This window comes from Demequina sp., from assembly GCF_047975725.1.
Classification (GTDB): Bacteria; Actinomycetota; Actinomycetes; order Actinomycetales; family Demequinaceae; genus Demequina.
In genome coordinates, this window is the sequence record NZ_JBKEED010000020.1 from 1 (window position 1) to 19389 (window position 19389).

The following is a 19389-nucleotide window of genomic DNA, read 5'->3' on the forward strand; positions in this document are numbered from 1 at the left end:
CGGCGGAGCTTGCTGAGCGGCGCGAGCTCGCCAGGGAAGACCTTCTTGACGCCGTCGCCCATGGCCTGCTCGATGATCCGGATGTCGCGGCACAGGTTCTCAAAGCCCTTGGGCTCAAGCGAGGCAGCGTGGTCCGAGCCCCACATGGTGCGGTCCAGCGTGATGTGACGCTCCACCGCGACGGCACCCAGCGCGACAGCGGCAACCGAGATCTGCAGGCCCGGCTCGTGACCGGAATAGCCCACCGGCACGCCGTAGCGCTCCTTCAGGGTGTCGATCATGCGCAGGTTCGCCTCCTCGGGGGGAAGCGGGTACGTCGACGTGGCGTGAAGGATGATCAAGTTGTCCTTGCCCAGCGTCTCCACCGCGGTGTCGATCTGCTCGATGGTCGACATACCGGTTGACAGGATCACGGGCTTGCCGGTGGCCTTGATCTTGCGCAGCATCCCCAGGTCAGTGACCGACGCGGAGGCGATCTTGTACGCCACCGTATCCATCGACTCCAGGAAGTCCACGCTGGGCTCGTCCCACGGAGACGCGAACCACACCACGCCCTTTTCCTTGCAGTACGCGTCGATCTCCGAGTACTCGGCCTGCTCGAACTCGACCTTGTAGCGGTACTCCAGGTACGTCATCGTGCCCCACGGCGTCTCACGCGGCGTGGCCTTCATGTGCTCAGGCGTGGCGATGTCGGGGGTGCGCTTTTGGAACTTCACCGCCTGCGCTCCAGCCTCAACGGCCACATCGATGAGCTTCTTCGCGTTCTCGACCGAACCGTTGTGGTTTAACCCGATCTCAGCGATCACATAGACGGGAAGCCCGTCTCCGATCGCGACATCACCAATCTTCACCGAATCAGACAACGAGATACCTTTCAAAGGGCGGCAACGGGCCGCGAGGCATGGTCCCACTTTTGTAGCGAGGCGTACGGATGCAGAAAATAGGCTAGTGCGCATCCATGGTGCTGCAAAACTCGCTGCTACCGGCTCCGGTGGGCTAGCAGATCTCCTAGAGGCGCGGATCAGGTCCGTAGTGATCAGTACTGGTGGGCTGGGTCAATTCAGATAGCGTCAAGCTGTGTGCCAATCTCATCCGTTCCCTCAAGCCGATGCACTCGCGGTGTCTACAGGCCTCATCGCGGACCTCGCACGACGAGGCCAGGTGCGCGTGCTGACTCTCAAGGGTCGGGTTAGTGACCACCACGCGATCCGCTCACCCCGCACCAGTGCCGATGCCGATGTCTGGGTCGACCCCTCCCGGCTCAACGCCTACCTCGCCGAGCTTGCTGCGTGCGGCTGGCATGAGCGTGAACTTTCGGACACCGTCCACGACCTAGTCCAGCACTCCACCACGCTGATCCACCCCGACTGGCCGTGCGACATCGACGTCCACTGGACCTTCCCGGGCTTCCTGGGTGACCCGCAGGAGGTCTTCGACGAACTGTGGCGGCGCCACACCACCATGGAGATCGCGGCGGTCGAGGTCCCCATCGTCGACCGCTCCGCCGCGATCCTCATCCAAGCGCTCCATGCCCTGCGGACTCCCGCTCAAACAGGCCGCCACGCGCAGGAGTTCCGCTACCTCATCGACAACGTGATCCCCAAGATGGGCGCCCCAGAGCGCCAGGACCTCATCGACCTCGCCGTCGCCACCGGCGCCGTCGACACTGCTCGCCCGCTCCTCTCCCAACTGGGGCTCGAGCTCCCTCCCCCCACACCATCAGGCGTGAATCCAGACCTGGACCGCTGGCGCGAACGCACCGCGGGACAGGGTGCGCTCACGAGCCAGTACTGGATCCTCATCCGCCGTAGCCCCTGGAAGGACCGCCCACGCCTGCTGGCGCGGGGCATCTGGCCGCCCGAGCGCGACCTCCGCCTGGATCACCCCGAGGTCGCCCCGGGCAGCCGTGCACTCACCAGGGCCCGGCTCGCACGCCTTGGCAGGGGAGCGAGAGCCTTCCCCGCGGCCCTGCGCGCCCAGTGGCGCGCCAAGCGCGGCCTCACCGAGGAGTCCTTCCTCAAGCGAGAGGGGGACAAGGAATGACCGAGCCAGCCAGCGCATCGGTGCTACACAAAACTCCCGGCCTCGCCCATGTCGACCACGACACCTACACGGTGGTCCTCAACCTCCCGCGCCTCAAGGAGCAGCAGTCCCCATACATTTTTGAGGGCACGTCCTTCGCCATCTGGAACTTCATCGACGGCACGCGTACGCAAGACCAGATCATCGACGAGCTCGCCGACGAGTACCAAGCACCACGGGACCAGGTCGCCGCAGACGTCGAGTCCTTTGTAAGTGACCTACACCACCACGGATTGGTCACACTGGGACCTGAGAATTCCAGCGATGACACACCCGTGACGTAACCTGACAACGAGGTCGGAGTCAGCGAGGGAGCGCCGATGGAGCTGTCGGATTACGCCCGGGTGCTGCGGACGCATTGGATTGCGATCACGCTGTTCACCCTCGCTGGAGCCTTGCTTGCTTTCGGTTGGACGCTCACGCAGACCAAGGTCTACACGGCCAATGCGTCGGCCATCATCACGACCGGTGTGAGTCAGGACCTGGGCACGGCGATGATTGGCGATAACTACGCCAAGTCGCGTGTGAAGTCCTACGTGGACATTGCGGAGTCGCGCACCGTCGCCGAGTACGCCATCGCAGAACTCGGCCTCGACACGACCCCACAGGCTCTCGTAGGCAAGATTTCCGTGTCCAACCCGCTTGACACCGCCGTGCTACGCGTCACCGCTGAGGCAGGCACGCCCGAGGACGCGCGGGCACTCGCCGAGGCCTGGGTGGACGGCATGATTCTGTCCGTCGAGGTGCTCGAGAACGATGCGGAATCCGCCGAGGACCTGCCCGCCACGTCGACCTCGGTGGTGGGGCTGCGCACGCTGGATTCGGCGGTGCTGCCCAGCTTCCCGACGTTCCCCAACACCAAGCTGTCGGTGGCGCTCGGCATCCTGGTGGGTGGTGCGCTGGGCGTGGCCTACGCGCTCGTCCGCGGCGCCGTCGACCGCCGCCTGCGCACCCCCGCGAGCATCGAGAAGGAGTTCGACCTCCCCGTCATTGGCACGGTGCCGTCAGACAAGGCGATCGCCTCCAAGGGAGCGACCGCGCCGAGCACCGACTTCGCGACCGTCGAGTCCATCCGTGAGGTGCGCACCAACCTGCAATTCATGGACGTGGACAACCCGCCGCGTATCATCGTGGTCACGTCCTCGCTGCCCGGGGACGGCAAGTCGACCATCATCATCCGCCTGGCACAGGCCATCGCTGAGTCCGGCCAGCCCGTCGTCCTCGTGGACGCCGACCTGCGCCGCCCCCGGCTCGCCGACTACCTGGGACTGGTCCCCGGCATCGGCCTGACGGACGTGCTCGTGGGCCGCGCCACGCTCGATGACGTGCTCCAGCCGTACGGCCCCACCGGGCTGCTCACTGTCCTGGGCGCAGGCACGGTGCCTCCCAACCCGTCAGAGCTGCTCGGGTCGACCACCATGCGCGCCACACTCGGCGCCCTGGACCCGCGTGCCATCATCCTCATCGACACCCCGCCGCTCATCCCGGTCACCGATGCGGCCATCCTCACGGCCCGCACCGATGGTGCACTCGTGGTGGTGCGCGCGGGCAAGACCACCATCGACCTGCTTGACCGTGCGCTCATGAGCCTGGACAAGGTCAAGGGCCGTGCGCTCGGCGTCATCCTCAACAACGTCTCGCGCAAGGGTCCCTATCGCCCCTACTACGGCTACGAGTACGAATACAGCGCCGATCGGCCCGAGCAGCAAAGGGCCGATGCGCCTGCCGGCCCCCGCCACGCCCGCACCACCGGCGCCAGCGCCCCTGCTGGCCAGACGTCCGCCGGCCACACCATGTGGCCTCCCGTGGATACTGACGGAAAGTAGCGACCATGATTGCTCCCGGTACTCCGTTTCGCGTCCTCCTCATCGATCACGAGGGGCAGGGCAGGGCGCCGGCCGGTGAGTTGCTGCTCAGGCGCGAACTCGAGTCGCGCGGCATCGGCCCCGACCTCATCGAGGTGACCTCAGCGGGGCTCAGCGGCGAGTCCGGCCAACCCGTGTACCCGATCGCGCTGGAAGTGCTCGCTGGGCGGGGTGTCGATGCCTCCGCGTTCCGCAGTCGCGCGGTGACGCGCAAGATGGTGGCGCACGCAGACATCATCATTTGCGGCGAGCGCACCGCACGCGACCGTGCTCTGGCACGTTTCCCCTCGGCCGCCAAGCGCATCTTCTCGTTGTCGGAGATCTTCTACCTGTACGAGCACATTGTCGCGATCGGGCCACTGAGAGAACACCCGGCTCTGCTGAGCAACAGGCTCGAGGGCCGCGAACTCGACGACGACTTTGACCTGCCGACTGAGGACGAGCAGATCGCCCAGGCGCCGGCTATCGCGCACCAAATTGAACGCTCCGCCTTCTGGATCGCGACCATCTGGCAGGCGATGCTGCCCGCGACTCCAGACCAGATGCCTGACGTGGTCAAGGAGGACCACCTCAAGGACCTGTGGGCGTTTGGCGTTTCCGTGCGCGTGGTGTGCCATGGCGATACGCCGTGGGCGCTGGCGATGGCGGTGGATGTCGCGTGGAAGCGCCTGCTGGCGGCCACCCCCCACGATGAGCCCGAGGTGGTCGTCCCGCTCGCGGTGATCGAGGACCCTGAGGCCGCAGCAGCCGCCCGCGCCGAGGGCTGGCTGGTCTATGCGACCATCGAGAACGCGATGCACTTCCTGTCGTCCGCCGTGACCGTGCGGGCGATCGATGCCCGCGCGGGGCGCATGCTGATGCTGCACGCCGCAGGCCTCGCGGATGCCGACGGAAACGTGGTCGCCTTCGTGGCGCCTTCCGGCACGGGCAAGACCACCCTCGCGCGTACGCTCGGCCAGCACTACGGCTACGTGACCGATGAGACGTTGGCCGTGCAGTTTGACGGCAGCGTGGTGCCGTATCCCAAGCCGCTGTCCCTCATCACCGACCCGAGCAAGCGCATCAAGACCCAAGCGCCGGCTGAGGACTTCGAGCTGGTCAAGGTTCCTGACCACCTGAGGCTGGCGCGCATCGTCCTGCTCGACCGGGGCGAAGACGCCCCGCCCGTTCCGTCAGTGACCCGCATGCCGCTGTTGTTGGGGCTGACCTCCCTCGCGGAGCAGACCAGCTACCTTCCGCGCCTGCCGCGGATGTTGCACACTCTCGCGGAACTGGTGGAGAACGCTGGCGGGATTTGGAAGGTCAGCTACCGCCAGGTCGAGCAGTTGGCGCCGTTGGTGCCCCTGCTCGCCTCCGGAAGTGACGAGGATCTGGAAGCGTTCCATCTCGACGAGCCTGCAGATGGGCGTATCAGCGGCGCCTTCGAGCGGCCGCCATTGGAGGAGGGAGTCGCGTGACATTCGCACAGGGGGCCGTGCCACTCGAGTTTGCCAGCAATGCGCTGGTGCGGGCGGTTGCGGATGATGCGCTGGAACGCGACGGCGAGGTGCTGGTGCTCCACGGCTCCGACCTCACCCTGCTGTCATCGATTGCGGGCGCCGTCGTCCTGGAGACCCTCCACGAACCCAGGACCGTAGCCCAACTCACTGTCCGGCTTTTCGACCAGTTTGGTCTGCCGGAGGGGGTCGAGCCAGGGGAGGCCGTGAGGCAGGTGCTCGGGGCGCTGGTGGACCGCCGCATCGTCGAGGTTTCTCCCGCCCCGTAGTCCGGTTTTGGGGTTCGTGTCCGATGTGAACGAACACTCTCAATACTGGTAACAGTGACCTGCGTCACAACTGCTCAACTGGCGTGTCTCAACTCGTAGCCTGGAAGTGGCGTTGCGCACGTGGGCCGCGAAAGCGGCCTGCGCGGCCCGAGATACGGGAACGCGTTCCACGCCGGGCGGAAGTGAGTTTTTCCGATGGCCACTGCTGAACTGTCCCCTTCGACCAGCCCGCACCACGGTGGTGTGTCGCGCCGCCGCGTGCTCGCAGGCACTGCCTGGGCGACACCTGCGATCTTGGTCGGCCTCGCGGCCCCGCAGGCCGCGGCCTCAACAAACCCCGGCCCCACCAATCCAGGTGGCAGCACCGCCGCGGGCGATTCGTCCTTCCGCATGGACTGGTCGGGAGCCGCAAACCTGCGCCTGCACCTGCGCACCACCACCACCTTCACTGCGCCCGCCAATGGCTTCTCGTCCTCCTCCGCTCACACCCTTGTGCTGAGCTTGCCTGCCGCGTACGTGGCAACAAATGCGAGCACCGGGCTGCCGCTTGCGCCGGCCAACCTGCAGGGCTGGACGCTCGCAGGCAACCCCGTCCTGTCGGGCAGCGTGTGGCAGTACACCTTTGCCTCGAACCGGCAGTGGGACATCCCCGAGCTGGTTCTGGAAGTGGTCCGCAAGGGCTCCATCCCGCTCAGCACGGATGTGGCAAACGTGGTGATCTCGTCACGCGCGTCGAACAACGCAGGCGCGGTCGTGGGCGGTTACTCCGTGGCGATCCCGTTCACCGTGCCCGCCTGACCGGACGGATCCGGGCACGCTAGATCGTGTAGGACCCCTCATGCGTCCCGAGGAGCTGCGCCACGACCTGTGACGCGGCCGCCTCGGGCGAGGACCCGTCACGACCCACCACGACATCCGCGTCGGTGGGCTCTTCGTACGGGTCGGAGATCCCGGTGAACTCCTTGATCTCGCCCGCGCGCGCCTTGGCGTACAGGCCCTTGCGGTCCCGCGCCTCGCACACCTCAAGCGGCGTGGCGACGTGCACGAGCACAAACCGGCCCACCCGCTCGGCGAGCTCGCGCATCTCCGCCCGCATGGACTCGTAGGGCGCAATGGGAGCGCAGATGGCAATCCCGCCGTGCGCGGCAATCTGCGAAGCGACCCAGCCAATACGGCGCACATTGAGTTCGCGGTCCTCGCGAGAGAAGCCCAGGCCGCTCGAGAGCATCGCGCGCACCTCGTCGCCGTCGAGCAGAGTCACCCGTTGGCTTGTCTCCGAACGCAGGCGACGCGTGACCTGCCGCGCAATGGTCGACTTGCCCGATCCCGACAGCCCGGTAAACAGCACCACCAAGCCCTCGCCAGGAGCAGCCGCCTCGCCGCGAATCACTCGCACGTTCGAGGCAAACACGACGGAGGCGAGGTGCTCGAGCAGTTCGGTGCGGTCCGCGCCAGACACGTGTGCCGCGGCGGGCTCGGGAAGTACCCGTACGTCAAGCCCATCCGTACGCAAGCCGCGCACGGTTTGCCCGAGTGCGTGCGCATCGGCGCTATCGACAACGATGACGGTGCCGTCCAGGCGCCCGTGGCGCCTGCCCAGCAGGAGCGTCGCGTCTGACACCGGCGCGGTGGCGGCAGTGGGCCGTAGCCCCGCGAAAGGGGGCGCGGCGGGCTCGCGGAGCACCTCGACCAGGCCGCCCACCCACGTGCCGGCATCGCCTGGCAACGTCTCGAGCACCCTCACCCTCGCGATGGGCGTCGCCTCGGTATCGAGCAGGGTCAGACCGGCCGATGCGACCGTCCCGGGCACCAGCAACGTGGCACTGTGTGACCCCTTGCCAGGCAGGTCGTAGCGCAGGGCGTGGCCGTAAGCTCCCGCACGCATGAGTTCGAGTTCGCCCAGTTGCAGCGCACTCAGACGGATCTCGTTCACGACGCCTCCTTCTCAGTGTCACGGGCCTGCTGTGCCTTGCGGGCACGCTTGGCCTGCCAGATGAAGAAAGGGAAGCCAAGCGAGCGTCGGATCAACGCCCACGCGAGGGTCCCTCCCACCACGACGGCAACGATCGCGAGCAAGGTCACCTCGTTGGAGACGCCGATCATCTTGAGACCGGCGACAAACAGCACCATCGCCAGCGCCCGGCGGACGATCCCGCCGCTCACGCGTGACGACAGCTGCGCGCCAATGTAGGTGCCGGGGACGGAACCCACAATGATGGGCAGCGTCACGGACCAGTCCACGTCGCCGAACATGAGGTGAGCGATGGCGGCCGCCACGACGAGCGGGACGGCCTGCACCAGGTCGGTGCCCACCAGTTGGTTGGCCTTGAGCATGGGGTATAGCGCCATCAAGGCAATGATGATCAGCGAGCCAGATCCCACGGAGGTGAGGCCCACCATGAGCCCGCCGATCACGCCGACGATGATCGTCGGAACCGGGCGCGGCACCACCTCGGGACGCTCGCGGGGCAGTGGAGCCGCACGGCCATCCCGGTTCATTGCGTACTCGCGCAGACGCAGATACGCCCGTGCACCCAGTCCCAGCGACGCAATGATCAGCACCACGCCCAAGGCGTGTTTGACGAACGACTGGACCTCGGGACCTGGACCCATGGCGTGTGCGATCAGCACACCGCCAAAGGCAGCCGGCACCGACCCGTACATCAGCAGCCGTACGAGCTTCCAGTTCACGGTGCCGTTCTTGATGTGCACCCATGACCCGGCCGGCTTCATGGCCGCTGAGGCGACCACGTCCGAGGAGACGGCCGTCAGCGGGGGAATGTTGAAGAAGAACACCAGGGCCGGGGTCATGAGGGCCCCTCCACCCATGCCCGTGAGCCCCACGACCACGCCGATGAGGACGGCGACGGCAAGGAGGCCGATGTCCATGGCTAGCGCGCAGCCCTCACGAGTCGCGCACCACTCCCGCGCCCACGGTGCGGTTGGTGGCCTCATCGATCAGCACGAACGACCCCGTGGTGCGGTTGTCGTCGTAGTCGTCGAGCAGCAGCGGCGTGGTGACGCGCAACTTCACGCGCCCAATGGAGTTGAGGTTGAGCTGGTGCACGTCGACATCGCGGTGAAGCGTGTTGACGTTGAGCTCGTAGGTGATCTCCTTGACCATCGCGCGGGCCTGGCGCGTGGTGTGCAGGATTCCCACCTTGCGTCCCACGGTCAGCGCGTCCTGATCCATCCAGCAGATCATCGCCTCCACGTCCTGCGTGGGCTGCGGGTGGTTGCCGGGCCGGCACAGCATGTCGCCCCGAGCGATGTCGATCTCGTCCTCGAGGCGCACCGTCACCGACATAGGAGGGTAGGCCTGGTCGACGGGGCCGCTCGGGCTGTCGATCGCGGCGATCTTGGTCGTGAGGCCGCTGTGCAGCGCCATCACCTCGTCGCCCACCTTGAGGATGCCGCTCGCGACCTGGCCAGCGAACCCGCGGTAGTCACGCGCGTTGGACTGCTGGGGGCGGATCACGTACTGGACGGGGAAGCGCACGTCCTGCAGGTTGCGGTCGCTTGCGATGTGCACGTGCTCGAGGTGGTGCAGCAGGCTCGTGCCGCCGTACCAGGGCATGTTCTCCGAGCGCTCGACCACGTTGTCGCCCAGCAGCGCGCTGAGCGGGATCGCGGTCAGGTCGGGGATGACGAGCTTGGAGGAGAACTGCGAGAACTCGCGGTAGATCTCCTCAAAGCGCTCCTGCGACCAGTCCACCAGGTCCATCTTGTTGACGGCCAGCACAATGTGCGGCACGCGCAGCAGGGACGCGATGGTCGCGTGGCGGCGGGACTGCTCGGTGAGGCCCTTGCGCGCATCCACGAGGATGATCGCGAGGTTGGCCGTCGAGGCGCCCGTGACCATGTTGCGGGTGTACTGCTGGTGGCCGGGGGTGTCGGCGATGATGAACTTGCGGCGCGGGGTTGCGAAGTAGCGGTAGGCCACGTCGATGGTGATGCCCTGCTCACGCTCGGCGCGCAGGCCGTCGGTCAGCAGCGACAGGTCGGTGTATTCGTTGCCGCGGCTCTTGGAGGCGGCCTCGACGGATTCGAGTTGGTCCTCGAAGATCGACTTGGAGTCGAACAGCAGGCGGCCAATGAGCGTGGACTTTCCGTCGTCCACGGAGCCGGCGGTGGCGAAGCGCAGCAGGTCCATTAGAAGTAACCCTCCTTCTTGCGGTCTTCCATCGCGGCCTCAGACACGCGGTCGTCGCCGCGGGTAGCGCCGCGCTCCGTGAGTCGCGTGGCTGCGGTTTCCTCAATGATCTTCTCGACGGTGTCCGCGTCCGACTCGACGGCGGCGGTCAGCGTGGCGTCGCCCACGGTGCGGTAACGCACCTTCTTGATGACGACCTCGTCGGCATCGCCTGGCACGGCGAACTCGTTGGACGCCATCCACATCCCGTCGCGCAGGAACACCTCGCGCTCGTGGGAGAAGTAGATTGACGGCACCTCGATCTCGCGGGAGCCGATGTAGTCCCAGATGTCCAGCTCGGTCCAGTTGGACAGCGGGAACACGCGAATCGACTCGCCCATGTGGACCTTGCCGTTGTACAGGCTCCACAGTTCGGGGCGCTGGTTGCGGGGATCCCACTGGCCAAACTCGTCGCGGAAGGAGAACACGCACTCCTTGGCGCGGGCCTTCTCCTCGTCGCGGCGGGCGCCGCCCATGCAGGCGTCGAACCTGTTCTTCTCGATGGTGTCGAGCAGCACCGGGGTCTGGATGCGGTTGCGCGAGCCGTTGGGCTCCTCGCGCACCTGGCCCTTGTCGATGGCCTCTTGCACCGAGCCCACGACGAGGTTGAGCCCGTACTCCTCCACGATCCGGTCGCGGAACTCGAGGACCTCGGGGAAGTTCTGGCCGGTGTCGATGTGGACCACGGGCATAGGCACCTGCGCCGGCGCGAACGCCTTGATCGCCAGGTGCAACAGACAGATCGAGTCCTTGCCTCCCGAGAACAGCAGGGCGGGGCGCTCCATCTGGGCCACCACCTCGCGAATGATGTGGATGGCTTCCGCCTCGAGGGCGTCGAGCTGGCTCAGCGCATGGGTGGGCTGGGTCATGAGAGATCTCCACGGTCCGTGTTCCCAGTCATCAGGTCGAGGATCTTCGACGCGAGCTCGGGGCGGCACACGATCAGGTCGGGTAGGTACGGGTCTGCGTCATTGTAGAGCAGGGGCGATCCGTCGATGCGAGAGGTGTGCAGGCCAGCCGCACGTGCCACGGCGACGGGGGCCGCGGAATCCCACTGGTATTGGCCGCCAGCGTGGACATAAGCATCCACATGGCCGCGGATCACGGCCGCGATCTTCACGCCGGCTGAACCCATCGGCACCAGCTCAGCGTCGAGCCCGGCTCGCACGGCCTCGGTGATCTCGGGCGGGCGTGAGCGGCTCACCGCGAGACGCAAGCGCCCGGCCGATGCGGGGGGAGGGGTGACGCTGTCGGTGTCCAGGACGAGGTCCTCGCTAGGGATCGCCACAGCGCCCGCCGTCAGGTCGCCGTCCTGCCACAGCGCCACATGCACTGCCCATTCCGGGCTGCCCTCGGCGTACTCGCGGGTGCCGTCGAGCGGGTCGATGATCCACACCCGGTTGGCGCTGAGCCTGGCGTCGGAGTCCGTGGCCTCTTCACTCAGCACAGCGTCGTCAGGGAAACGCTCGGCAAGAATGGCTGCGATGCGCTCCTGCGCGGCCGCATCACCTGCCTTGCCGCGGGCCTTGCCTTCGACGCTGTCGTCAAAGCCGTCGCGAACGGCGAGTAGCACATCGCCCGCGTCGCGGGCGATGGCGGCAGCCGCTGCCGCATCGGACATCACCATGCTTGAACTCCTCGCGTCGATTTCCCCCTTGCGGCGCGAGCGTACCAACCGAATCTGAGAATTTGCCGCGAGCCAGCCGCACAGTGGCGGCTGGGCAGGCAGGCAGGGACAACAGGGGCCAGTTCAGGTGCCAAAATGTGATGTGAAACCCCTGATCGTTCCCGGGATCGGCCGCTCCCTGTGGCGGCGGTCGCCATCAAGATGACGCGAGTGATAGAGCATGTCGACAGTCGAGCCAGCGCCATTGGCGAGCGCCCACGAGATCTCGCGGCGGCGCGTCCTGGCGGGCACCGCTTGGGCAACGCCAGCGATCGTGGTGGGACTCGCGGCGCCTCAGGCGGCGGCCAGCACCCTGGAGGAGGCGGGGTCCATGGTGCTCGGCGCTGTCAGCGCACACCAGAGTTCGACCACGCTCACGGTCAACGTCACGACGGCCTATGCCGGCTCGGCCTCGGCCGCGCCCGTTGAAGCCATCATCACGACGGTGTCCGTGCCCTCGTCTCGCCTTGTGGCCGGGACGCCCGCAGCTAGCGCAGGCTGGACCTACGTGGGCCCTGTGCGGATCAACGGTGGGTGGTCCGAGTTTGACTTCCAATGGAGCGGCACCCTTGCCAGTGGTGCCGCGGCAGCGCCGCTCGTGGTGCAGATCGCCAAGGCAGACTCACGTACTCACTTTGACGTCTCCGTGGCCTCTGTCGGAGCATCGCTCCACCGCCCCGTGGCGACCGCTCCCGCGACGGCGAGCGTCGGCCCCTACGCGACGCTCGGCTGGGAGTGGGGGCCGCAGACCCAGACTCTTGGCGAGCATGACTCCGCCGCTTCTGGCAATCCGTGGGTGACCGACCGTATCCAGGAGTTCCGTGGCGCGGTCACACACGGCTCTCCAGAACTGAGCGCGCCAGTCGTGGGGCTGACGGCGCTGGTGAGTGTGCCGAGCAGCCACGTGCGGCCAGGCAATGGCGTGGTGCGCAGCGGGCCTTGGGGCTTTGTTGGTCGCCGCGATCAGACGGGGACGACCGTGTTCGAGTTCGCGTATACCGGTGGGGCGGCCGGCTCCACGGGCACTTTGGCCCCGGGGTCAAGCGCGCAGTTCACGTGGCAGGTGCCGCGCAGGCCGGGCCAGGCGGGCTCTCCTTACACCGTGACCGTCCAGGGCCCCTCGCCCTCGGCGAGCGGGGCGGTCGCTGCGCTGACCCATCAGTTCTAGCGGCGGGGCGCGCGAGGGGCGCGCCTGGTGTGACATGCGTCATAGACGGCGCGGTACGTCGTCTCATATGGTGCTTCTCGCCGCGCGCGTTCGCGCATGCACACGCGGTGCCAGCAGCTGAGGAAATCCGAGTATGTCTACGCACAGCAACGTTTCTGCCCGCAGCGTGTCCCGACGTCGAGTGTTGGCGGGAACCGCCTGGGCCACCCCGGTGGTGCTCGTGGGCCTTGCCGCACCCCAGGCCGCAGCCTCGACCGGGGCTCCGGATGCCTGCACCACAGACGACAACGGCAACGTTTCGGTCCTGACGCAAGGCTCCTGGTCAGTCACGTCGGGTGCTATCGCCACCAACGAGAATCAGACCGGGTGGCTCGGTGCGGGTGGCTTCAACTCGTGGGACAACAACTCCTCGTCCAGCGCGCCAGCGGTGGTCACGGCGCTGTACACCTTCCCGGCGCGTACGGGCACCGTGTACTCCGTCGCGGTAAAGGCCCAGACCGGCACAGGCATCTCGTCCGTGGGAAGAGCACGCCAGAGCCTCAACGTCGATGTCGTCTCGTCGGCAGGTGCGAGCCCTATCACGGCCATCATGTCGAGCACAGGAGTGCCATACCCCGATGAGCGCGACGGCTACACGACTCACTACAACTGGGAGGGCGAGAAGTCGTACGCCGGGGTGTTCGCTGCCGCACACAGTGAGACGGTGACCGTGCGCCTGACCTTCACGCTCGACCCGACCGTCGATGTCAATGACGACATCGTGGTGTCGGGAGTGACAGTGGTGCAGACGGGCTGCGTGTAGCCGCTCGCGCATCGGCCCCATGGCCCTGCTGAGGGACCAACGGCCTAGGCGGCGGGCGTTTGAGAAACGTTCACTGGGCAACTCACCGCGAACTGTCGCCTGCCCAGGGCGGCATTGCCATGCCCTGAAAGGCCCTCATGCTGCAAGCCCCCATGTCACGCCGCCGCGTCCTCGGGGGTGCGGTGTGGGCCGCGCCCGCGATCGTCGTGGCGACCTCAATCCCGGCCGCGGCCGCCTCGATCGAGCCTGAGGGCGAGGTGATCTTCATCGAGGATGACCTGGTGAAGTTCACCCACCTCAACATTTGGCACACGGCCGGTGGCACTGTGGGAGGAACGGCTGGACTGGGGCTGAAGTGGACGAGTGGGTGGCCTGCCGGTGAGACGGCTACCGTCCACTACCGGCTTCACGGACGCCTTGACCAGGTGGCGGCGGGGTATGAGGCCGGCGCCCCCGACGTGGGGACGATCGCCCAGACCTCGTGGTTTGCGTGGGAAGGCGTCACCAATGCGGAGTTCGGCACAGTGCCCAGCGCCGAGCTCACGTGTGTGTGGCCGGGGACATACTCGTTCCAGTTGTCTGCCTTTGCGCAGATGCTGGTGGACGGCAAGGTCTATCGAACCGTGACCTCGTCGTCTGACATAGCCACGGTGACCGTGAGCGGCTACGACGGTCACGATCAGTGCACGTTGGGGTCGTAGCCCCGCAGCGTGTGCCCAGGCGCACGTTCACACGAAACGCTTTGTTTGACTGAGGCGATATACCAGGCATAGCGTGGCCGTCGGATGGATGGGAGCGGCACCATGACACAGTCCGACTCAAAGCAAGAGATCTCGCGACGACGCGTGCTGGTGGGCACAGCTTGGGCGACCCCCGCGATCATCGTGGCCGTAGGAGTACCGCAAGCCGCGGCGTCCACCACCATCGACGGCGACGCGATCATCGTGTCCTCGAGTGCCGCGGGGGTGGGCTGGGGCTCCAGCCCCAACAGCGTGGGCCTGGAGATTTCCGCCTATTACGCCTGGCTGAGCGAATGGCAGGCCGCTGGCATCACAGAGATCCCCGCGACCCTCACTCTCACGGTCTCTGACGGTGTCAACACCTACTCCAAGCCCGTTTCCATTGTTGTTCACCAAAGTGGCGACGCCTACGAGGTGATCATCGAAGATATACCCCCGGGCGACTACGAGTTGTCGTACTCGGTCATCGCGGACCCCATTGTGGTTGACGGCGTCACGTATCAAGCGAACGACGTCTTCGGTGGCCCGATCGCGATGCACGTGCCGGACCCTGACTCGAGTTCCACCACGCCGCTCGTGATCATCGTGCCCAATACCGGTGGCCCGGGCACCGGCAGCCTCACCCGGACGTAGTTGCGGGAGCCGGCCCGCGCATCGGCCCTACAGCGAGCGCTCGAACTCCTCCATGAAGGCGTTGAGCTGGCCCGACTCGACCAGGAACCCGTCGTGGCCCACGGGGGAGTGGACCACCTTGACGCCGTTGGAGCCGGACATTGCGGCGTCCAGGCGCTGGGAATTCTTGAGCGGGTACAAACGGTCAGAGTCGACGGCGATGACGAGCGCCGCGTCGCGGTACTGCGCGAGTGCCGTCTCGACGCCGCCACGCCCGCGGCCCACGTCGTGTGACTGGATGGACTGCGCCAGGCGCACGTAGCTGTTGGCGTCAAAGCGCCGCGCGAGCTTGCGGGCGTGGTGCTGCAGATAGGACTGAATCGCGAACAGCCCGCCCTTGCCCAGCGGGTCGCTGTCGCCCTGGTAGGAGCGGCCAAAGCGCTCGGCCAGTTCGCTTTCGGAGCGGTACGTGGTGTGCGCGATCATGCGCGCGATGCCCATGCCCACGTGCGGCCCGTCGCCGTCGGCAGCGTCGTAGTAGTCACCGCCGCGGAACTTGGGGTCGGCCGCGATGGCGGCCAACTGGGTCGTGGACCACGCAATCTGGTCGGCGGTGACGGCGGCGGTCGAGCCCACGGGTGCGATTGCGCCCACGCGACCGGGAGCCATGACGGTCCACTCGATGGCGCGCATGCCGCCCATGGAGGGGCCGGCGATCAGGCGCCAGCGGTCGATGCCCAGGTGATCTGCCAGGCGGATCTCTGCGGACACCATGTCGCGCATCGTCACGTAGGGGAACCGCGAACCCCACGGCTTGCCGTCCTCGGGGTGTGCGCTCGCGGGGCCGGTGGTGCCCTGGCAACCGCCAATGACGTTGGCCGAGACGATGAAGTGGCGTTCGGGGTCGATGGGACGGCCAGGGCCCACCATCGCGTTCCACCAGCCGCCGGTGTGGTGGCCTGGCTCAGCGGGGCCCCACACGTGCATGTCGCCCGTGAGTGCGTGCGCGATGTACACCGCGTTGTCCTTGGCGGCGTTGAGTTCGCCCCAGGTCTCGTACGCGAGGGTGACGTTGGGCAGTGTGCCCAGGGGGTCGGCCTCGAGGGGCAGGTCGCCCAGCATGAGGAACTGACGCCGTCCAGGGTGGTCGCCTTCGCGCCACGCGGCCGATGCGGGAATGGGCGCACCGGCGCCCGGCCCCTTGTCAGCGGCCCAGGCGTCCGTCTCGATGCCGTCGTCATCCATGCGGCCACGATATTGCACGTGGTGGCGCGGGCACGCACGCGAGAGGTCCTACGCCGTGCACTGGCGAGCGGCGGTGGCCGCCCCGCGCGCCGTGACCGGTTGGTCACAGGGGGTAGCCGCGTCGCCTGAATGCGTTTACTATCTGACAGGTGAGTCGCATGTGACACGTGTGACAAGAGTGACGATGTTGTGGAGGACGCGGACGATGGCACGGAACGTCCTGGTGGCAGGAGTGTCCGATGCGCGCGCGTTTGCTCGCGCCGTGACCGCAGGGTTGCTCGCAACGCTGGGCGCCGTGGTGCTCACGTCGGTGCCTACTCCCGCAAACGCCGCCGACTACCCCGGTCAGGACGAGATCGCCGCTGCTCGCGCGGCCGCCTCCGACGCCGCGGCCGGAGTCGCGCAGCTCGACGCCGCGATCGCTCAGCTCGAGGACGCCCTCCACCAGGCCGATGTTGCGGCGCGCCTGGCGGATGTCGATTACCACGAGGCCCAAGAAGCCAACGTCTCGGCTCAGCGCTCGCTGTACGCCGCCAACAAGCGCGCCGACGAGGCCGACCAGTCTCTCGCCGACGCCAAGCAGGCGCTCGCGAACGTCGCCATGGCGTCGTACCGCAACGCCGGCGGGTTCAGCGAGTTCGAGGCAGTGGTGACCGCCGACGGCTTCGACGACGTGATCCAGCGCCAAGAGGCGATCGATCGCGCCTCGACCGACGCCGACCTCACCGTGCAGAAGGTCCAGGCGGCCGAGATCGTGGCCGCCACCACTCGCGAGTACGCCGAGACCGCCGCCGCGACGGCCGAGTCCGCCGAAGCGAATGCCTCGCAAGCGCTCACGGCCGCGCAAGACGCGCGCTCCGCCGCGGAGACCGCCGTCGCCGATGCCGCCACCGCGCGCACGGAGGCCGTGGCCCGCGTGGCCGAGCTGCGCGGCGTCACCACCGAACTCGAAGAGGAGCGCCAGGCCGGCCTCGAGGTCGAGCGCCAGCAGCGCCAGCAGGCGCAGTTCGAGGAGGAGCAGAAGCGACTCGAAGAGGCCGCGCAGGCAGAGAAGGACAAGAACACCGGGTCATCGGGTGGCTCGTCCTCTGGAGGCCAGCAGACCGGCAACCAGACGGGTGGTAACTCGGGCAACTCGGGCGCCAACTCTGGTGGGACCACCACTCCCAAGCCCGACGAGACCACCACCCCCAAGCCGGACGAGACCAAGACGCCCGACCCCGTCGAGACCACCGAGCCGGAGCCCGAGGAAACCGAGACCTCGCAGCCCGAGCCGGAGCCCAAGCCCACCGAGACGACCAAGCCTGACCCCACTCCCGACCCCGGGAACTCGTGGTCGTCGAGCGCTAGCCAGGGCGCATCGGCCGCTTCCTATTCGCTGACCCTCAAGGGTGCCGCCTATGCCTATGGTGGCAACGGGCCTGCCTACGACTGCTCGGGCCTGACGTCAGCGTCGTGGCGCTCTGCGGGGGTCTCGATCCCGCGTTCCTCGCGCACTCAGTACGCGGGCGTGACGCTGCTGCCCTACAGCCAGTTGCGCAAGGGCGACCTGGTGTTCTGGGGCTCGGGCAAGAACGCCTCGGCGATCTATCACGTCGCCATCTACGTGGGCAACGGCATGATCATGGAAGCCCAGACGTATGGCAAGCCCGCACAGACTCGCTCGATGTACAACTGGGCTGTGGGCGACATGATGCCCTACATCGGCCGCCCGTAGAGCCCCGCGCCTGCCCTTCCCACCTGCTCCCCCCTGCTCCCTGCTCCCCGTCAAATGGATCCATTTGCTGTGAACTGAGCCGTGCGCAACCGACCAAATGGATCCATTTGCTGTGAACTGAGCCGCGCCCGACCGGCCAAATGGATCCATTTGACGGGAAGGGGTGTGCAGTGGACCACACCACCCGCGCGAATGGGACCTATGCGTCCGTAAACGCTTGCAGGCTGTGTTCTCATAGATGACTCACCCCCACCTGACTTAGAGGAGCCATGCCCGCACCGCCGTCACCCGCCGCCCAGTGGCGCCAGCAAGCGATCCGCGTGGTGCGGTCTACCCCCGGCCCCGCGATGTCGGCGCTCGACCCCGGCACCGTGCGCCTGGTGCGCGAGGAGTCCTTCGCACAGCACGGAGTGCTCGGCCAACCGCGGGCCCTTGTCGTGAGTCTCATGATTCTCAACGAAGGCTCCGCAGTGGCACCGCTGGAGTCCGTGCGCGTCACGTTCGAAGTCCCCGGTGTGACGTTCGACGACACAGGCAAGGCGCACGCGGGTTGGCTCTCCCAGACACCCGGCTGGACCTTTGAGGCGCTGCGCATCGACACCGATGCGGCGGTCACCCTGTCGTACGACGGCGCCATCGAGGCGCAGGGGAGCACTGAGGTCGTACTGGGACTCGGCTTGACGAGCGACACGGCGCCTAGCCGCCTTGAGATCCGCGCCCACGGACGTGCCACCGGCAACCGGCCGGCGCTCTCGTCTTCGCTGGTGCTCCCGGTGCTGTACGCGGCCGACTAAGCCCTGCCACCGCATCGGCCCGGCGGGGCCCGCTGAAACTACGAACCGGACCGTAGGCGACATGCCGGGTCCCGCGGCGCCTAGCGCCCATCCCGCCCGCGGCCGCGCACAACACAACAGGGCCCGCCGCGAACGGCGAGCCCTGTTGTGTGAAGCTGAGAACTAGTGCGCCGGCGGCGGCACCAGCGGGTTCATGAACTCGAACGAGGTGCCCTTGGCGCGCTCGAACGAGCGGCGGATCTCCTCCTCGGCGCGCTCGCGGCCCTCCCAGTGCGCACCCTCGACGGACTTGCCGGGCTCGAGGTCCTTGTAGACCTCGAAGAAGTGCTGCACTTCGAGACGGTGGAAGTCCGACACGTCGGTGAGCTCCTGACGCCACGCAGCGCGCTGGTCGCCCACGGGCACGCACAGCACCTTGTCGTCGCCGCCGGCCTCGTCGCGCATGCGGAACATGCCAAGCGCGCGGCAGCGGATCTGGCAGCCAGGGAACGTGGGCTCCTCGAGCAGCACGAGCGCGTCGAGCGGGTCACCATCTTCACCGAGGGTGCCGTCGATGAAGCCGTAGTCGTCGGGGTAGCGAGTCGAGGTGAAGAGCATGCGGTCCAGCCTGATGCGGCCAGTCTCGTGGTCAACCTCGTACTTGTTGCGCGAGCCCTTGGGGATCTCGATGGTGACGTCGAATTCCATGGCAGTCCTTGCATCGGTGACGGTTACTGGGTACTAGTGTGACCCATGTCCGGA

General features: G+C 67.1%; 20 protein-coding genes. 12 read left to right on the forward strand and 8 right to left on the reverse strand.

The features are described 5' to 3' along the window. Positions 1-863, reverse strand: an 863-nt coding sequence (locus ACK5NO_RS06260; protein ID WP_416811805.1) for an N-acetylneuraminate synthase family protein, incomplete at its 3' end; no start/stop codon positions are given. 214 nt (positions 864-1077) lie between these two features. Here ACK5NO_RS06260 and ACK5NO_RS06265 point away from each other — a divergent pair. The 6 genes from ACK5NO_RS06265 (at position 1078) to ACK5NO_RS06290 (ending at position 6510) form a co-directional block, all read left to right on the forward strand. Then, entirely contained in the window at positions 1078-2043 is a 966-nt protein-coding gene (locus ACK5NO_RS06265; protein WP_416811806.1) for a hypothetical protein, read from the forward strand. Next, positions 2040-2366, forward strand: coding sequence for a PqqD family protein (locus tag ACK5NO_RS06270; RefSeq protein WP_416811807.1), 327 nt, complete (start codon positions 2040-2042; stop codon positions 2364-2366). The genes ACK5NO_RS06265 and ACK5NO_RS06270 overlap by 4 nt, the downstream gene beginning before the upstream one ends. A 36-nt stretch (positions 2367-2402) precedes the next feature. Beyond that, positions 2403-3908: a polysaccharide biosynthesis tyrosine autokinase gene (locus ACK5NO_RS06275; protein WP_416811808.1), complete on the forward strand. Its 1506-nt coding sequence runs from the start codon at positions 2403-2405 to the stop codon at positions 3906-3908. Between the two features lie 5 nt (positions 3909-3913). Next, the gene (locus ACK5NO_RS06280) at positions 3914-5404 is read left to right on the forward strand and encodes a hypothetical protein (protein ID WP_416811809.1); all 1491 of its coding nucleotides are present in this window, start codon (positions 3914-3916) and stop codon (positions 5402-5404) included. After that, positions 5401-5712 carry a hypothetical protein gene (locus tag ACK5NO_RS06285; protein ID WP_416811810.1) on the forward strand — a complete coding sequence of 104 codons (312 nt, stop codon included), beginning with the start codon at positions 5401-5403 and terminating at the stop codon, positions 5710-5712. Before ACK5NO_RS06280 ends, ACK5NO_RS06285 begins: the two co-directional genes overlap by 4 nt. Positions 5713-5907: 195 nt before the next feature. After that, positions 5908-6510, forward strand: a complete 603-nt coding sequence (locus ACK5NO_RS06290) for a hypothetical protein (RefSeq protein ID WP_416811811.1) — start codon at positions 5908-5910, stop codon at positions 6508-6510. A gap of 19 nt (positions 6511-6529) precedes the next feature. Here ACK5NO_RS06290 and cysC read toward each other — a convergent pair whose 3' ends face one another. Genes cysC through ACK5NO_RS06315 form a run of 5 tightly spaced genes read right to left on the reverse strand, consistent with a single transcriptional unit; the run spans position 6530 to position 11531 of the window. Beyond that, complete coding sequence (cysC, locus tag ACK5NO_RS06295) at positions 6530-7645, reverse strand: adenylyl-sulfate kinase (protein WP_416811812.1); 1116 nt, start codon at positions 7643-7645, stop codon at positions 6530-6532. Next, positions 7642-8601, reverse strand: coding sequence for a sulfite exporter TauE/SafE family protein (locus ACK5NO_RS06300; RefSeq protein ID WP_416811813.1), 960 nt, complete (start codon positions 8599-8601; stop codon positions 7642-7644). The genes cysC and ACK5NO_RS06300 overlap by 4 nt, the downstream gene beginning before the upstream one ends. A 16-nt stretch (positions 8602-8617) precedes the next feature. Then, a complete protein-coding gene (locus ACK5NO_RS06305) occupies positions 8618-9865 on the reverse strand; it encodes a sulfate adenylyltransferase subunit 1 (protein WP_416811814.1) in 1248 nt (415 codons plus the stop codon). Then, positions 9865-10773 carry a sulfate adenylyltransferase subunit CysD gene (gene cysD, locus ACK5NO_RS06310; protein ID WP_416811815.1) on the reverse strand — a complete coding sequence of 303 codons (909 nt, stop codon included), beginning with the start codon at positions 10771-10773 and terminating at the stop codon, positions 9865-9867. The genes ACK5NO_RS06305 and cysD overlap by 1 nt, the downstream gene beginning before the upstream one ends. Further along, the gene (locus tag ACK5NO_RS06315; RefSeq protein ID WP_416811816.1) at positions 10770-11531 is read right to left on the reverse strand and encodes a 3'(2'),5'-bisphosphate nucleotidase CysQ; all 762 of its coding nucleotides are present in this window, start codon (positions 11529-11531) and stop codon (positions 10770-10772) included. The genes cysD and ACK5NO_RS06315 overlap by 4 nt, the downstream gene beginning before the upstream one ends. Positions 11532-11751: 220 nt before the next feature. Between ACK5NO_RS06315 and ACK5NO_RS06320 the strand changes: the two genes are divergently transcribed. The 4 genes from ACK5NO_RS06320 (at position 11752) to ACK5NO_RS06335 (ending at position 14913) form a co-directional block, all read left to right on the forward strand. Beyond that, entirely contained in the window at positions 11752-12738 is a 987-nt protein-coding gene (locus ACK5NO_RS06320) for a hypothetical protein (protein ID WP_416811817.1), read from the forward strand. Between the two features lie 133 nt (positions 12739-12871). Next, a complete protein-coding gene (locus ACK5NO_RS06325) occupies positions 12872-13540 on the forward strand; it encodes a hypothetical protein (RefSeq protein ID WP_416811818.1) in 669 nt (222 codons plus the stop codon). Positions 13541-13692: 152 nt separating this feature from the next. Beyond that, on the forward strand, positions 13693-14241 hold the full coding sequence (locus ACK5NO_RS06330) for a hypothetical protein (RefSeq protein WP_416811819.1): 549 nt from the start codon (positions 13693-13695) through the stop codon (positions 14239-14241). A gap of 102 nt (positions 14242-14343) precedes the next feature. Continuing rightward, on the forward strand, positions 14344-14913 hold the full coding sequence (locus tag ACK5NO_RS06335) for a hypothetical protein (protein WP_416811820.1): 570 nt from the start codon (positions 14344-14346) through the stop codon (positions 14911-14913). Positions 14914-14940: 27 nt separating this feature from the next. On the opposite strand, the gene metX is transcribed toward ACK5NO_RS06335, so the two are convergent. Beyond that, positions 14941-16137, reverse strand: coding sequence for a homoserine O-acetyltransferase MetX (metX, locus tag ACK5NO_RS06340; protein WP_416811821.1), 1197 nt, complete (start codon positions 16135-16137; stop codon positions 14941-14943). Between the two features lie 205 nt (positions 16138-16342). Here metX and ACK5NO_RS06345 point away from each other — a divergent pair, with 205 nt between their 5' ends. Then, complete coding sequence (locus ACK5NO_RS06345) at positions 16343-17854, forward strand: NlpC/P60 family protein (RefSeq protein WP_416811822.1); 1512 nt, start codon at positions 16343-16345, stop codon at positions 17852-17854. A 269-nt stretch (positions 17855-18123) separates the two neighbouring features. After that, positions 18124-18648, forward strand: a complete 525-nt coding sequence (locus tag ACK5NO_RS06350; protein ID WP_416811823.1) for a hypothetical protein — start codon at positions 18124-18126, stop codon at positions 18646-18648. Positions 18649-18810: 162 nt separating this feature from the next. On the opposite strand, the gene ACK5NO_RS06355 is transcribed toward ACK5NO_RS06350, so the two are convergent. Continuing rightward, on the reverse strand, positions 18811-19335 hold the full coding sequence (locus ACK5NO_RS06355) for an inorganic diphosphatase (RefSeq protein WP_416811824.1): 525 nt from the start codon (positions 19333-19335) through the stop codon (positions 18811-18813). Positions 19336-19389: the final 54 nt, after the last annotated feature.